Source organism: Flavobacterium lindanitolerans, assembly GCF_002846575.1.
GTDB classification, from domain to species: Bacteria; Bacteroidota; Bacteroidia; order Flavobacteriales; family Flavobacteriaceae; genus Flavobacterium; species Flavobacterium lindanitolerans.
The window spans coordinates 1938460-1954213 of sequence record NZ_PJND01000007.1 but is presented as its reverse complement, the minus strand read 5'-3'; the positions used below and the strand labels follow the sequence as shown (position 1 = coordinate 1954213).

The window sequence follows — 15754 nt, the reverse complement described above, 5'->3', positions numbered from 1 at the left end:
CATATAACTAAAACCGAAAAGAAGCGCTCCCCAGAATATATCTTTCCAATAAATTATGTGAAGCTATGGTTTTTGAATAGTCGGAAATTGAAACTGTTTCAAATTTCTTATTATTGGTCAGGTTTCTCATAATTAAGGCGTATTGAAATCTTTTATTTAGAGGCGTATATCGCAGTTCAGAATCTAAAAACAGATAATTGTTGTTTTTTGACAAATCCGGAAAGACAAAATTAGTAGCTAGATTGGCCTTCAAATCAGGTCTTATTTTATAAGTCATTTTAAAAGTATCATTAAAACTGCTAAATCGGTTTTGAATCACATTATCCAGTAAAAAGTCAATAGTAGAATAACTAAAATTGTTTTCAATATAAAATTTTGATTTGAAACTGGCTCTTAAAACACAGTTTATAAACAATAGCCTGGATTCAACATCTCTTAGATTGGAATCATTTACAATGTTTTTGTCAAATGATAAGGCATAACTGCCATTAATCTGCAGGGTAGTCCTCATAAAATGCATATAACGTTCAAAATCCAAATTCAAACTGTAATCTCTATTGCCTGCTTCCAATAAAAATGAATTTGTAAAAGTATTATCAAGGTTAATCGTATTTCTTGAAAAATAATTATTACTCCTGTTATTATGATTGCCGGATACAGAAAAACGGGTTACCTTAAAAGTATCATTATAAATATAATTAAGATTATAGGTATGTGTGTTTAAAAATGAAATATTGGGGCTATTATTTCTGAAACTTCTAAAACCCGTAAGCACAAAACCTTCAAAAAGATGCTCTTCAGAAGGAACTATTTCATTATAACTATAGGTAGCAACCAGATTAGATTTGGTATTCAAAACATACTGGAACTTCATTATTGGTGAAAAGACAAATTTTTCCTCTTTCCTGTTCAGGTTTCTGATTTCGTCATTCAGGGCGATATCATAATACTGATTATTAAATAAAATTGCGAAACCATATTTTTGTTTTTTTATATAACTCAAACTTAAAGCTACATTAGGAAGTTGATACTTATAGCGCATTCTATTTTGATAAAGCCTGTCTGTATAAACCGTACCATCAGAATAATTTGCTTTCAGGCTTGAGTTTAGCGTATTATTGACAGATAAATATCCTGCCATCAATTTCAATTTCGCTTTATTAAAATTGCGGTAGTATTCACCTTTGGTCTTAAAAGTTTCTTTATCAAAACGGCTGTATTGATTATTGCTGATTACGGCATTAGTATTACCTTCTTCAATATTTAAACCAGGGGTAAGCAAAAAATCTTGTGGAGCCCGATTATTACTATAAAGCACTACTCCTGTTACAGCACTATTTTCATTTATCCTATTGGTAAAATTAAAATCCTGTTTGGTAAAAAAATTAGTTGTTTTTACCTCATTCTTCTGCGCTACTTCATTATTTAGGCTATTGCTGTCAAAATCAATTTCCTGATAATTCGCTTTTCCAATATATTCCCATATAAAACAATCATTTACTTTATTCGACAATTGAATATTGGCGTTATACAGACGTGGTTTTTTAATGATATCTTCAATCTCATTAATTACAAATTGTTCCTCATTAATACTGTATTCAGTATGTGATTTATTCGTTCTGGTTAGTCTGTCATCATAAATTCCTAAATTTGTTTTTGCCGTAATCTTCGATGAAAATTTATGCAATAAATTTAGTTCCGAATTAAAATTACTGTTTATCCTATGGTATTTATTTTCCAGTTGAGAATAAAATCCTCCCTGACCAATTAATGTTTTAGTTTGTTCTTCTTTTTCGCTTTTTTGGCTCAATGAAGTAATTTCAGAACTAAAATCATACGGACTGTAATTATTGCCAATATTATTGTAGGCCGTTGTTAAAAAACCTTTTGTCTTTTTGTTCACAAACAAACCCGTCATTGAAACATTATACCTGTCTTGAATTCCATAACTAAAAAAAGCATCACCTGAGAGGTCTGTCTTTCCCTTTTTCAGTAAGATATTAATAGCTACATCCTCAGCATTTACAAGTCCTTTAAGCATTGCATTTTCATTAAAGTTTTCAATAGCCTGAACTTTTTCAACCATGTCAACACTGAGATTTTTACTTCCGGTTGTGTATTGACTATTAAACAAATCATCTCCATCAAGTAAGAATTTTTTAATGCTTTTGCCTTTAAATTTTATCTCTCCGCTTTCTTCCACTTTAATACCGGGTAGTTTTTTAAGTAAGTCCTCTACAACCCTCTCTGTTCCATCTTTAAAACTTTCAGGATTATAAGTAGTCGTATCATTTTTAATTCTGATTGGCACTTCTTTAGTAATAACTACTTCTTCTAATTCTGTGGGTTTGTTTTCAAGATTAAAGTTTAAAATAATGATTTGTCTATTTTTTTGAATGTTACTCAAATGTTTTATCTGTGATTCAAAAGCAAGAGCGTTCACTTCTACACAAATTGAATCTAAGGATTCTTTTAAATCTATTTGATAAAAGCCTTCTTTGTTTGTTTTTGTGTATTGATGTATAGAACTACTATTTTCCGATTTACGAATTATGACACTGGCATAAGGCACGGTCTCATTTTCATGAAAAACCGTGCCTTTTATAGTTTGTGCTTTAAAGTCAAAACTGGTAAAAAAAACAATAATTATGAAGTAACATAAATTATTCATTATTGTCATTTATATATACCTCAATGCCTCTTTTAGGAATAAAAATAGCTGTATCTTCATCAGGCACATAATTGGTTATTCTTTTAAAATAATCCTTATAAGCGTTGATAAATTGATCCCAATTAATATAAGATAGGTTTAATTTATCAAAAGGATTTTCTATAACCTCATTACTATTCTGTATTTTAATAGCCTTGTAATGTATAGCCCCATCATTTGAAATAACTTCCAGGATTAGACCCGGTAAGCCATCAAATTTTTTTGGTCCGTTTTGAATAGGGATTGCTGTTGTAAAATAAAGTGTATAATCTCTACCCCTGTAATTTCCAACAGCCTGCTGGCATTTGTATCCTAATATTTCTTTATAGTTTCCAGTTATAGTCCATGCAGTCATATAGGTATTGTCTTTAAGCAAATATTTAGGGAAAATTGTTTTCGAATAATATTCATTAGAAACAAAATCTTTATATTCAGCAGGATTTGAAAAATCAAATTCGGAAGCCTTTTGTATAGTTTCACCAATATTTTTAAAACTTACAATGGTATCTGTAACTTTCACATAGGAAATACTATTTGAGCCATCTGTTATCAGCCTGATGATTCCGAATGATGAAAAGCCATATTTATCTTTATCATCAGCTAAATCAAACTTATAATCAACAGTAAGGGTTTGACCCCAACAAATTGAAATAGTAAATAATAGTAATAGTAAAAAAATGTGTCTCATGGCTATTTTCCGGCTTCAATGGTAACAGGTACTTTTATTTCCATTGACATTTGCAGGGCTAAATCAGCCAGCCTTCCTGCTTTACTACATGCCTTCGCCTGTGCATCTTGATATGAAATATCTGATGTGACACAAGTTTTCACCACAACAACCGTATGAGTATTTGTCCCTCTTACACCTCCTTCAGCCCTTCTCTCACAGCAAGCAACAGGAGAATCTGTTCTTTTTATATCTGTTTGATTTTTTGACGAAGCGAATTGAGAAAAAACACAGACCGATAACACTGTTAAAATTATTCTTCCCATCTCTTAAGATTGTTTTAGTGTTAAATCCATATTCTTAAGAGCATTTAGAGCATTTTCTGCTGCCTTTTGCGCATTAGTACATGCGTAAACATATGCCTGGTCTCTATTACCTTTGGCTGAAGTAGCACATTTTTTAACTGAAATTTTTATATAATCGGCTGTTCCCGCTATCCCCTTGCTAGCTTGACCAACACAGCACATAGTAACTTCATTAAAATTTTGTCTAAATTCTTCTTTTCCGTTATTTGAAGCAAGCAAACTAAAGGAAGATGTAAACAAACAAAAAGTTGAAAATAATTTAATTTTTTTCATAAATTTAAATCTAATTGGTTTATAAATAATTTGTATCGATATAAAACAAATATAAAATAAAAATAACAATTCGAAAGCTTTTCTTTAAAAAAATACTTGTTAGGATAATGAATAAATAACTTAATAAACTTCGTATTTTTGAAAAAATATTCCTTTTAAAGATGGCCTTCACTAAAACTACCGAACAGTCTTCAAAATATGAGCATTTAGAAAAAATGCCTGTTGCCGACCTGCTTCGCAACATCAACAACGAAGACAAAACGGTTCCTCTTGCCGTTGAAAAAGCATTACCACAGATTGAAAAACTGGTCGAAAAAATCGTCGAAAAAATGAAAGAAGGCGGCCGTTTGTTTTACATCGGTGCCGGAACATCCGGGCGATTAGGCATAGTCGATGCTTCGGAATGCCCGCCAACATTTGGTGTTCCTTTTGACCTGGTAATTGGTATTATTGCCGGAGGTGATACTGCTATCCGCAAAGCTGTGGAGTTTGCAGAAGACGACAGAGAACAGGCATGGAAAGACCTTCAGGAATGGGATATTAACGAAAAAGATGTCGTTATTGGCATAGCAGCCTCCGGGACTACTCCTTATGTAATTGGCGGCTTGCAGAAATGCATCGAAAAGAACATTACTACAGGAAGCATTTCTTGTAATGCTGAAAGTCCGTTGTCTAAAACTTCTGATTTTCCTATAGATGTAGTAGTCGGGCCGGAATTTGTAACCGGAAGTTCCAGAATGAAAGCAGGAACTGCCCAAAAACTGGTATTGAATATGATTTCAACTTCTACCATGATTCAGTTAGGCAGAGTCAAAGGAAATAAAATGGTGGACATGCAGCTCAGCAACCATAAGCTTGTAGGAAGAGCCGTTAGAATGATTATGGAAGAACTGTCTGTTTCGGAAACGGAAGCAACATCGCTGCTTGAAAAATATAAAAATGTCAGGAATTCTATAGAAAACTATAAAAAGTAAACCATGAATACCGACAAAAAAATACTGCAAAAAGGAATTTTATACCTATCCATAGCAATGCCTCTGCTTTTTTTAGGTCCTGTGATAATTCACAGTGCTTTTAAAAACCAAAGCCATCCGTTGTATCTGATTGTTCTGGGAATAGGTATTCTCACCTGTTTGGGAGCCATGCTCATGTTGTTTCTTGGAATTCGAAAAATCATGAACAGCCTATTCAAAAAGCGATGAAAGAAACCGTTCACATAGGCAAGACATTTACAAAAGTTACCTATACCGAAGAATCGATACAGAAACGGGAATTCGAAAATTGTACTTTTATAGATTGTGACCTGTATGGCAGCGATTTTTCACAAAGTCAGTTTATCGATTGTTCTTTTAAAGGATGTAACCTTTCGATGATAAAACTCAATGCCACAGGGTTGAAAAATGTTGTATTTGATGCCTGCAAGATGATGGGAATTGGTTTTGACTACAGTGACGACTTTTTATTTGAGGTACAATTCAACGACTGTACTTTAGACTTCTCGTCTTTTGCACGCAAAAAAATGCAAAAGACCAAATTTATAAATTCATCGATGCAGGAAGTCAATTTTTCTGAAACAGACCTGACAAAGGCTGTTTTTGAAGACATCAACCTCAACAGGGCATTATTTAACCGGACAATATTAGTAGAAGCCGATTTGTCAAAAGCTTATAATTTTTCAATTGACCCTGAACTTAATTTCCTAAAAAAAGCTAAATTTTCGCTCAAAGATGCGGGCGGATTATTAGAAAAATACAACATAAAACTCGTTTAATCATGGATGCAAATTCTCACTTTCTGGACAGTGTTAAAAAACAGTTTTTATACTATAAAACTCTTGGCGAAAAAGCAATGGCCCAACTAGCTGACGAACAGCTTTTTATTTCGCTAAACGAAGACACAAACAGCATTGCTGTCATCGTCAAACATATGCATGGCAATATGCTTTCCCGCTGGACCGACTTTCTCACTTCTGACGGAGAAAAAGAATGGCGCAAGAGAGACGGTGAATTTGTAGACACCTACCAGTCAAGAGAAGAATTGATGGCAAAATGGAACGAAGGCTGGGAGTGTCTTTTTAATGCTATAAATCCGTTACATCCGGAACAGCTAACAGAAATCATCTATATCCGTAATGAAGGACATACCGTTATTGAAGCCATTAACAGGCAACTGGCACATTATCCATACCATATCGGGCAGATTGTCTTTTATGCCAAACTTTTGAAAAAGACCGAATGGGATAGCCTTTCAATCCCTAAAAACAAATCTGGTGACTACAACGCTGCAAAATTCGCCCAGGAAAAATCCATCAAAAATTTTACCGACGACGAATTAAATAAACTTAAATAAACAACACATGAAAAAAATACTTTCCCTTGCCCTGCTCACTCTTGGATTGCTGACTTCCTGCTATAATGTAGAACGAAACTGCAAAGATTTTAAAACCGGAGAATTTCAATTCGAATATGAAGTTAATGGTGTAAAAAAAACATCTCACTTTGTAAGAAATGATACTTTGGAAATTGATACTTTTGAAGGAAAGACCGACACTTCAAAAGTTCGATGGATTAATGATTGTGAATATATTCTGGAGAAAATGAATCCGAAAAATATGGCGGAAAAACAGGCAATCCACATGAAAATTTTGAGTACAACTGAAAACTCATATACATTTGAGTTTTCAAAACTGGGCAATACAAACAAACAGAAAGGAACAGTAACCAAAATCAAATAAACAAAAATGGAAGTATTTTTAAATCCGGATGCATGGATTGCCTTATTGACTCTGACTTTTTTAGAGATTATCTTAGGTATTGACAATATTATTTTTATTTCAATCGTAACCGGAAAGCTGCCTGTCGAAGACCGTAAAAGAGCTACACGAATAGGACTTTTCCTTGCCATGTTTATGAGAATAGGGCTACTTTTTGGAATTACGCTGCTGATTGCCATGAAAGCCCCATTGTTTTCTTTTGATTTTGGATGGTTTAGCGGCCATGTTACCGGTCAGGCACTAATTTTACTGCTTGGAGGACTTTTCCTTATTTATAAGAGTACCAAAGAAATTCATGAAAAGGTGGACCACAAAGGGGAAGAAGAAAAGAGTTTGGGCGATGTTGCCAAAAAATCATTCTCCAGTGTAATCCTTCAAATTTTATTAATTGACCTGATTTTCTCTGTCGATTCCATCCTGACAGCGGTTGGTATGACAAACGGCCTGGAAGGCGCCTTATACATTATGATTACTGCTGTAGTAATTTCTGTAGGTGTCATGATGCTTTTTGCTGTTCCTGTTGGAAATTTCGTAAATGCAAACCCTTCTATCCAAATTTTAGGTCTGGCTTTCCTTATCCTGATTGGTTTTATGCTGATTACGGAAAGTATGCATCTTTCTGAGGCGCAATTGGCCGGACAACATGTTGGAGCCGTTCCAAAAGGCTATCTGTATTTTGCGATTGCCTTTTCACTTGCGGTAGAATTTCTTAACATGAAAATGAGGAAAAAATCTTCTAATTAAATCCACCACTATAAATAGAAAGCGCTTCCGTAATCCGGAAGCGCTTTTTGTTTACACAAAACACTTTTACAATACAATTCCTTTACTTTTAAATATACTTTTAAAAATCATCCCTTAATTTACTGTTAACGTCTCATAAATAGCTTTGCCACAAACAAAAAACCAACAACATGAGACAACTAACAACCAAGACTTTTGCCATTTTGGCAACGGCAAGCATCTTATTGGCAAGCTGCCAAAATGATGACAGTTCAAACGGAACTCCAGTAAACCGGGAAATTGACTTTACATCACATTCCTCTATCCCGGCTTTTGTGTTTGCAATGCCCGGATTTGAGAGCATGGAAATTAGCACCTTAATTACAAGTGCCGACCAACTGTCACAGTCTCCCGCTTTCGTATACGGAGCCCAGCCTGATGGTGCCGGATTAATGAAGAATCCTTCAGGTGAAGGTTATATCCTGATTTCAAACCACGAAATCCTGCAATCAGTTTCAAGGGTATATTTAGACAAGACTTTTAAGCCTGTCAAAGGTGAATATATTGTTGACGGCGTGGGCGGAATGACCCGTTTGTGCTCGGCTACTCTTGCAACTCCTGAAATTCATGGCTTTGGTCCTATCTTCCTTACAGCAGGAGAAAGTGGCGAAGAAAGTATGGTTCACGGAATTGACCCAATGGGGTTAGCAAACGACAGAAGCAGAACCGACAGAATTCTTCCTGCATTAGGAAAAGCCAGTATGGAAAATGCCGTGCCACTTCCAAAAGACGCTTATCCGGGTAAAACCGTTATCTTAATTGGGGAAGACCAATCTTATACTACTTCGCATGCCAGCGCAGGACAAATGATTATGTACATGAGTAATACAGTAGGCGATTTGTCTAACGGAAAACTATATGCCCTAAAAAGAACTGACGGAAATCAGGTTGAAACTGCTATGACTATGAACAATAGCTACAATGTTTCTTTTGTTGAAATTCCAAATGCTAAAAACCTTACCGGTGCTGTAATCAATACTACAGTAAACAATTTGGGTGCAATCCGTTTCTCCAGAGTGGAAGATGTAGATTACAGAAAAGGAAGTGCCAGCAACAATCGTGAAGTTTATTTCACGGCCACAGGTCAGGCTACTTCAAATGCTCCGGTAGATGGCTACACGATGTGGGGAAGAGTTTACAGATTAAAAATGGATGCTAACAATCCGTTGGCAGGAACTCTTGAAGTAATTGCTGAAGGCGACAGTACTCCGGGAACAGGATTAATCAATCCGGATAACCTTTGTGTTACGGAAAACTTCGTGTACATTCAGGAAGATGGTGACAGCTATTATACCGCAGCCCAGCACGATTCATACATATGGCAGTACAATATCGCTACAAAACAAAACAAGCCATGGTTAAACATGAATCATAAGCGAAACGATGCGGCTTGGAACTCTCTTTACAACCAGACAGGCGAAATGCGTTTTGGAAGCTGGGAATTTGGCGCAATGACTGACATATCAGACATCATAGGTGTTCCGGGAACATTCCTTGTAAACATCCACCCGCACACCTGGCAGAAAGATGCTTTCCTGAATGCTGACGGAAGCGGAAGAAGCACTAACAAAGAAGGTGGACAGACCGTAATTATACGAAACGTACAGCGTTAATTCACACAAAAACAACACTATAAAACAACCCTTATCCTAACATAAGGGTTGTTGCTTTTTAACTACACAAAATGAAATTAAAGTATTTTATATTTTCCCTTACCCTGCTTACTTTCTTTTTTTCTGGCTGTCAGGACAGGGCATTTGAAAAAAACATAAAACAGGAACTTTTAATAGACCTTACAAAACTGAAAAACGAAATCATATTGTTGCAGGAAAAAATTGCTGCAGATAGTTCTCAAAAAGAAGTTTTGGAACAATTCAAAAAAACCCGATTGCAATACAAAAGAATCGAATGGGCAATTGAATATTTTGTTCCGGAAACGGCCCGATTCATGAACGGCCCGGCATTGGATGAAATGGAACTGGAAGAGAATAAGTTTTTCGTTCCTAACGGATTTCAGGTTATTGAAGAACACATCTATCCTGAATATGATTTCAAAAATAAAAAAGAAATAATCCGCGAACTGGATATTTTGCTTTCCAATACAAAACAAGTTGAGACAACTTTTGGAGCCATTACAATCAGTGATGATTATGTTTTGGATGCCTTACAGCAAAATGTACACAGAATCCTGACTTTGGGAATTACCGGCTTTGACAGCCCTATACTCAATTCTTCCATTCCGGAAGCCCGACAAAGCTTGTCCGTAATTCCGGAACTGCTTTTAATTATCCAGCCTAACAGCAAGATTTTGGACGATGTAAAACAAATAGCGGCAAAAGCAAAAGAGTATTGTGATTCAAATCCGAATTTTAATACGTTCAACAGGGTTGTATTTATTACAGAATATCTGAATCCGTTGTCACAAAAACTAAATCTGTTCCAAAAAGAAGAAAAGATACCGGCCGTAGAACGCAACCGACCGTTAAAAGCAACAGCGGCAACTCTGTTTGATGAAAATGCTTTTGATGTGAACGGTTTTGTAGCTTCTAATGAATACCGATATTCTGATGAAAAAGCGATTTTAGGTGAAAAACTGTTTTATGATAAAAGTCTGTCCAAAGACGGAAACAGAAGTTGCGCTTCTTGTCATAATCCTGAGATAGCATTTACAGACGGGTTGAAAACCAATGTTTCTTTAAAAGGGAAAAACCTCAACCGCAATACGCCTACCTTGACCTATGCCTCCTTCCAAAATGCGCAATTTTGGGATATGCGACAGCTAGATTTAGAAAAACAAAGTGTTGACGTCATTGAAAACAAAGACGAAATGCACGGCTCGCTTGTTGCAATCCATTCTAAAATTTCTTCTGACAGGGAATACATCCAACTTTTCCAGAAAGCCTATCCTAAATCAGATAAGACGGAAGCCTGGCAGATTCAAAATGCAATCTCCAGTTATGTTCGTTCGCTCAATTCTTTCGATTCACGATTTGATTCTTACATGCGTGGCAATAAAAACAGTATCAATGCCGAAGAAATTCAGGGTATGAACCTGTTTATGGGAAAAGCAAAATGTGCGACTTGCCATTTTACGCCATTGTTTAACGGAACAGTACCGCCCAACTTTGCCAAAACAGAACATGAAGTTGTAGGCACCCCGGAAGATGCTTCCGGAAAACGCCTGAGCGAAGATAGAGGCCGCTATATATTCAATCAGCTGCCACAGCTCAAAGGAGCTTTTAAAACGCCAACACTTCGCAATGTGGCCGTAACCGCACCTTATATGCATAACGGGGCATTTGCTACTTTGGAAGAAGTAGTCGAATTTTATGATTTGGGTGGAGGAACAGGATTGGGCCTAAGCGTAGAAAACCAAACTCTTCCTACCGACAAGCTGAACCTGACGGCAGCTGAAAAAAAAGCGCTGGTTGCCTTTATGAAAACACTGACAGACAAGAGATACAACTAAAAAGAAACGGAATGCATTGCATTCCGTTTTTTATTTAATCCAGACTTAATGTAATCTGTCCGTCATCATCAAGCTGAACATCATCTGAAATTTCTGTCGAGCCGGAAACTTCTATTTCTTCAGGAATTTCTTCTTCCGGTTCTTCATAAGGTAACGGTTCCAAAAGGTTGACCTGTTTTAACTTATCTGTTGTCAATTGGTTTCCTAAGGCTTTTATTCCCTTTACAGCAATAAAACTCTCCAAATCAACCGTCTGGTTTTCTTTCTGTACGCCTTTTACTTTTGCAAACACAATTTCGGCTACCGGACGGTAATCTGTCGCTACGATTTCCAGTTGCGATTTCGGATGTTCCGTAATAAAAATTTCTTCTTTGTTTTCATTTTCGACGAGGAATCGTTTTACGAAATAGCGTTCCTTTTCTCCGTCATAATAGATTGCAGAAATAGGTTTTTTAGGCAGCCATTTTTCGAGAACTACCATATCTTCATCAAAATGCGTTGTCAATTCCGGAATAATCGTTTTCAGCCTTCCGGACTGATTGATAATCAAAAGCCTGTCATTTGGCCTGAATTCGCCTAACAATTCTCCCCTGCCGTCTACATTTAGTTTCTGGACTGTATCATCAAACCAGATTCTTCTTGGTTTTAAGGTTGAAATTCCTTTTTCCTTTAATTCTATTTTCTTGATTGGATATTTGGTTACCAGATTTCCTTTTGAAGCTCTTCCTTTGATGGCCATTGCCGCAAAATCAATATCAAATTTCAATTTTTTGACACTTCCAACCTGTCTGAGCAATACAGTAATAACTTCCGCTTCTCCATTCGGGTTATGCGAAAAGTACAATACCTGTGAACCCGGCTTTTCCTGTGTCAGGTCATAAGCCTTGTCTCTGGTAATTCCTGAAACATTGAAACGTTTGATATAGGACGGGCCTGATTTTCCATCACGATAAATCATGTTATAAATCGTACGTTTATCGTTCTTATCAAAAATAGCTACATGTATGATGTCTTTGCCTACGAACTTTTTATCATCGACTTTGGAAACCATCATGGTTCCGTTTCGAAGAAAGACAATCACATCATCAATATCAGAACAGTCTGTAACATATTCGTCTTTTTTCAATCCGGTTCCAATAAAGCCTTCTTCCCGGTTTACATAAAGCTTGGTATTTCTCAATACTACTTTTGTAGCTTCAATATCATCAAAAATTCGGAGTTCGGTTTGGCGTTCCTTCCCTTTTCCGTATTTTTCTTTCAGTTTGGTAAAGAATGCAATTGTGAAATCAATAATGTGGTCCAAATCATATTTTACCTGTTCAATATCGCCTTCCAAAGCCTCGATTTTCTCTTGCGCCTTGTCAATATCAAACTTGGAAATTCTCTTGATTCGGATTTCGGTCAGCCTAACAATATCTTCTTCTGTAACGGCACGCTTCAAATGCTGAACATAAGGTTTCAGTCCTTCATCAATTGCCTTGATAACGCCTTCCCATGTTTCTTCTTCTTCAATAAGACGGTAAATTCTTTTCTCGATAAAAATACGCTCCAGAGAAAGGAAATGCCATTGTTCTTCCAGTTCATCCAACTGGATTTCCAGTTCACGCTTGAGCAGGTCTACCGTTCTCTGGGTAGAAATCTTAAGCATGTCTGATACGCCAATAAATAACGGCTTATGGTCCTGTATCACACAACCAAGCGGTGCAACAGAAGTTTCACAGGCTGTAAAAGCAAACAAGGCATCAATGGTCTTATCTGGTGAAACACCCGGATAAAGATGAATGATGATTTCAACTTCAGCAGCGGTATTATCTTCAATTTTTTTAATCTTGATTTTCCCTTTTTCATTGGCTTTCAGGATACTTTCAATCAAGGTTGAGGTGTTGGTCGTGAAAGGAATCTGCGTTATGACCAACGTCTGCTTATCAAGCTGGGAAATTTTGGCACGAACGCGCACACGTCCACCACGCATTCCATCGTTATAATTGGAAACGTCGGCAATACCCGCCGTTGGAAAATCAGGATATAAGGTAAAAGGTTTCCCTTTTAATATTTTTATAGAACTATCTATCAGTTCATTAAAGTTATGCGGCAGTACTTTGGTAGAAAGTCCTACGGCAATACCTTCTGCCCCCTGAGCTAATAACAGTGGAAATTTTACAGGAAGGTTTATAGGCTCATTCCTTCTCCCATCATAGGAAGCCTGCCATGAGGTAATTTTTGGAGAATAGAGAACATCGTGCCCGAATTTGCTGATTCTTGCTTCGATATAACGGGAAGCGGCGGCACCGTCGCCTGTCAGGATGTTACCCCAGTTTCCCTGCATGTCAATAAGCAGGTCCTTCTGCCCTATCTGCACCATCGCATCACCAATACTGGCATCACCGTGCGGGTGATACTGCATCGTATGCCCAACAATGTTCGCTACTTTGTTGTAACGTCCATCGTCCAATTCTTTCATCGAGTGCATAATCCTGCGTTGTACAGGCTTAAAACCATCTTCTATGGCAGGAACGGCACGTTCTAGGATTACATAGGAAGCATAATCCAAGAACCAATCCTTATACATTCCGGTTACCTTGGTAATGGTATCCTCCGGATTGTTTTCTTCCTGATTATCGTAAAAATGCGACCCTGAACCCTCAGGTTGACCTTCAATCGGCTCTAAATTCTCTTCTTCGTCCATTTATTAAGCGGTCCTATAATTATTTAATTCTAATCTTATTTCTCAACAACATCCAGTTCTACTTTCAGATTATTGATGATAAATTCCTGCCTATCCGGCGTGTTTTTACCCATATAGAAAGACAAAAGCTGTTCAATGGAAGTCAGCTTGTCTAACATGACCGGGTCCAGACGGATATCATCACCAATAAAATGCTTGAACTCGTCAGGAGAGATTTCTCCCAAACCTTTAAATCGTGTGATTTCCGGCTTAGGTTTTAGCTTTTCAATAGCATTAACCCGTTCTTCTTCAGAATAGCAGTAAATGGTTTCTTTTCTGTTTCTTACCCTGAAAAGCGGCGTTTGCAGGATATATAAATGTCCTTCCTTGATTAACTCCGGGAAAAATTGCAGGAAGAACGTAATCAGCAGTAAACGAATGTGCATTCCGTCAACATCGGCATCGGTTGCAATTACAATATTGTTGTAACGCAGGTCACCCATGTCTTCTTCAATATTCAAAGCGGCCTGAAGCAGGTTGAATTCCTCGTTTTCATACACAATCTTTTTGCTCATGCCATACGAATTCAAAGGCTTACCACGCAAGCTGAATACGGCCTGTGTATTCACATCACGCGACTTGGTGATAGAACCCGAAGCCGAATCTCCCTCCGTGATAAAAAGCGTGCTTTCTAAACTTCTTGGGTTTTTAGAATCCGTTAAGTGTACACGGCAATCCCGTAATTTTTTATTGTGAAGACTGGCTTTTTTGGCACGGTCTTTCGCCAATTTACGAATTCCTGAAAGTTCTTTTCGTTCTCTTTCCGCCTGTAGAATCTTACGCAAAAGCAAATCGGCTGTTTCCGGGTTTTTATGCAGAAAGTTATCCAGTTTATTTTTGATAAAATCATTGATAAACGTACGAACCGAAGGCAAATCCGGTCCCATTTCCGTAGAACCCAGTTTTGTCTTTGTCTGCGATTCAAACACCGGCTCCATTACTTTCACGCTGATTGCGCTGACAATGGATTTTCGGATATCCGAAGGTTCAAAACCTTTGTTGTAAAATTCGCGGATTGTTTTTACGACCGCCTCACGGAAAGCAACCAAATGCGTTCCTCCCTGAGTTGTATTCTGCCCGTTCACGAAAGAATGATATTCTTCTGAGTACTGCGACTTACTGTGCGTCAGGGCAATTTCTATATCATCGCCGGAAAGATGGATGATTGGATAGACCATATCTTCCTCGGCAATGTTTTCTTCTAACAGGTCTTTAAGTCCGTTATCAGAATAAAATTTTTCGCCATTGTAAATTATTGTCAGTCCGGTGTTCAGATAACAATAATTTTTCAGCATTTTCAATACATATTCGTTCCTGAACTTGTAGTTTTTGAAAATGGCCTCATCCGGAGTAAAGGTTACTTTGGTTCCTTTACGCTTGGTTGTTTCAATAATATCTTCTTCAAGCACCAGATTACCCGCAGAGAATTCTGCCGCTTTCTGTTTTTCTTCACGAACGGATTCTACCCTGAAATAAGTCGAGAGGGCATTGACTGCCTTGGTACCGACACCATTCAGACCGACTGATTTTTTAAAGGCAAGGGAATCGTACTTCCCTCCCGTGTTCATTTTGGACACTACATCCACTACTTTTCCCAGCGGAATTCCACGCCCATAATCTCTTACGGTAACGGTCTTCTCCTTAATTGACACCTCTATCGTTTTTCCGGCACCCATAACGAATTCATCGATACAGTTGTCCAAAACTTCTTTCAATAGGATATAAATACCATCGTCTGGTGAAGAACCGTCGCCCAATTTCCCGATATACATCCCCGGACGCATTCGGATATGCTCCTTCCAGTCGAGAGAACGGATATTGTCTTCGGTATACTGATTTTGTTCTGACATTTGAAAATTATGGATTTTGTGCTAATATACAGTATCCGCAAGAAAAATGAAAGTCATGGAAAGCAAAGTTATCAATAGAATAATTGACAAAATTGCAATCCGGTTTGCATCAGAATAGTAGTGTAATTCAGGCTTTCTG

The 15754-nt window shown here is 37.2% G+C and carries 14 protein-coding genes; 8 read left to right on the top strand and 6 right to left on the bottom strand.

Annotated features, from left to right (window positions below; all coding sequences use genetic code 11):
* Positions 1-7: 7 nt before the first annotated feature.
* Genes B0G92_RS08685 through B0G92_RS08670 form a run of 4 tightly spaced genes read right to left on the bottom strand, consistent with a single transcriptional unit; the run spans position 8 to position 4015 of the window.
* On the bottom strand, positions 8-2671 hold the full coding sequence (locus B0G92_RS08685; RefSeq protein WP_143395009.1) for a peptidase associated/transthyretin-like domain-containing protein: 2664 nt from the start codon (positions 2669-2671) through the stop codon (positions 8-10).
* Positions 2664-3398, bottom strand: coding sequence for a GLPGLI family protein (locus B0G92_RS08680; protein ID WP_101471812.1), 735 nt, complete (start codon positions 3396-3398; stop codon positions 2664-2666). The genes B0G92_RS08685 and B0G92_RS08680 overlap by 8 nt, the downstream gene beginning before the upstream one ends.
* A 2-nt stretch (positions 3399-3400) precedes the next feature.
* The gene (locus tag B0G92_RS08675; protein ID WP_101471811.1) at positions 3401-3703 is read right to left on the bottom strand and encodes a hypothetical protein; all 303 of its coding nucleotides are present in this window, start codon (positions 3701-3703) and stop codon (positions 3401-3403) included.
* A 3-nt stretch (positions 3704-3706) separates the two neighbouring features.
* Positions 3707-4015 (bottom strand): hypothetical protein, encoded by a 309-nt coding sequence (locus B0G92_RS08670; RefSeq protein ID WP_101471810.1) that lies wholly within the window; start codon positions 4013-4015, stop codon positions 3707-3709.
* Positions 4016-4176: 161 nt separating this feature from the next.
* On the opposite strand from B0G92_RS08670, the gene murQ reads away from it, so the two are divergent.
* The 8 genes from murQ to B0G92_RS08630 all read left to right on the top strand — a co-directional run bounded on the left by murQ (position 4177) and on the right by B0G92_RS08630 (position 11040).
* On the top strand, positions 4177-4989 hold the full coding sequence (murQ, locus tag B0G92_RS08665) for an N-acetylmuramic acid 6-phosphate etherase (protein WP_101471809.1): 813 nt from the start codon (positions 4177-4179) through the stop codon (positions 4987-4989).
* Positions 4990-4992: 3 nt separating this feature from the next.
* Positions 4993-5217, top strand: a complete 225-nt coding sequence (locus B0G92_RS08660; protein ID WP_056070750.1) for a DUF6095 family protein — start codon at positions 4993-4995, stop codon at positions 5215-5217.
* Positions 5214-5786 (top strand): pentapeptide repeat-containing protein, encoded by a 573-nt coding sequence (locus B0G92_RS08655; RefSeq protein ID WP_101471808.1) that lies wholly within the window; start codon positions 5214-5216, stop codon positions 5784-5786. Before B0G92_RS08660 ends, B0G92_RS08655 begins: the two co-directional genes overlap by 4 nt.
* Positions 5787-5788: 2 nt before the next feature.
* A complete protein-coding gene (locus tag B0G92_RS08650) occupies positions 5789-6364 on the top strand; it encodes a DUF1572 domain-containing protein (protein WP_101471807.1) in 576 nt (191 codons plus the stop codon).
* Positions 6365-6371: 7 nt separating this feature from the next.
* Positions 6372-6749 (top strand): DNA topoisomerase IV, encoded by a 378-nt coding sequence (locus B0G92_RS08645; protein WP_101471806.1) that lies wholly within the window; start codon positions 6372-6374, stop codon positions 6747-6749.
* A gap of 6 nt (positions 6750-6755) precedes the next feature.
* Entirely contained in the window at positions 6756-7532 is a 777-nt protein-coding gene (locus B0G92_RS08640; RefSeq protein ID WP_056070740.1) for a TerC family protein, read from the top strand.
* Positions 7533-7702: 170 nt separating this feature from the next.
* The gene (locus tag B0G92_RS08635) at positions 7703-9184 is read left to right on the top strand and encodes an alkaline phosphatase PhoX (protein WP_056070736.1); all 1482 of its coding nucleotides are present in this window, start codon (positions 7703-7705) and stop codon (positions 9182-9184) included.
* Positions 9185-9255: 71 nt separating this feature from the next.
* Positions 9256-11040, top strand: a complete 1785-nt coding sequence (locus tag B0G92_RS08630; RefSeq protein ID WP_101471805.1) for a cytochrome-c peroxidase — start codon at positions 9256-9258, stop codon at positions 11038-11040.
* Between the two features lie 34 nt (positions 11041-11074).
* Here B0G92_RS08630 and B0G92_RS08625 read toward each other — a convergent pair whose 3' ends face one another.
* Both B0G92_RS08625 and B0G92_RS08620 read right to left on the bottom strand, forming a co-directional pair.
* Positions 11075-13726: a DNA gyrase/topoisomerase IV subunit A gene (locus B0G92_RS08625; protein ID WP_101471804.1), complete on the bottom strand. Its 2652-nt coding sequence runs from the start codon at positions 13724-13726 to the stop codon at positions 11075-11077.
* Positions 13727-13761: 35 nt separating this feature from the next.
* The gene (locus B0G92_RS08620; RefSeq protein WP_056070728.1) at positions 13762-15615 is read right to left on the bottom strand and encodes a DNA topoisomerase IV subunit B; all 1854 of its coding nucleotides are present in this window, start codon (positions 15613-15615) and stop codon (positions 13762-13764) included.
* Positions 15616-15754 lie beyond the last annotated feature (139 nt).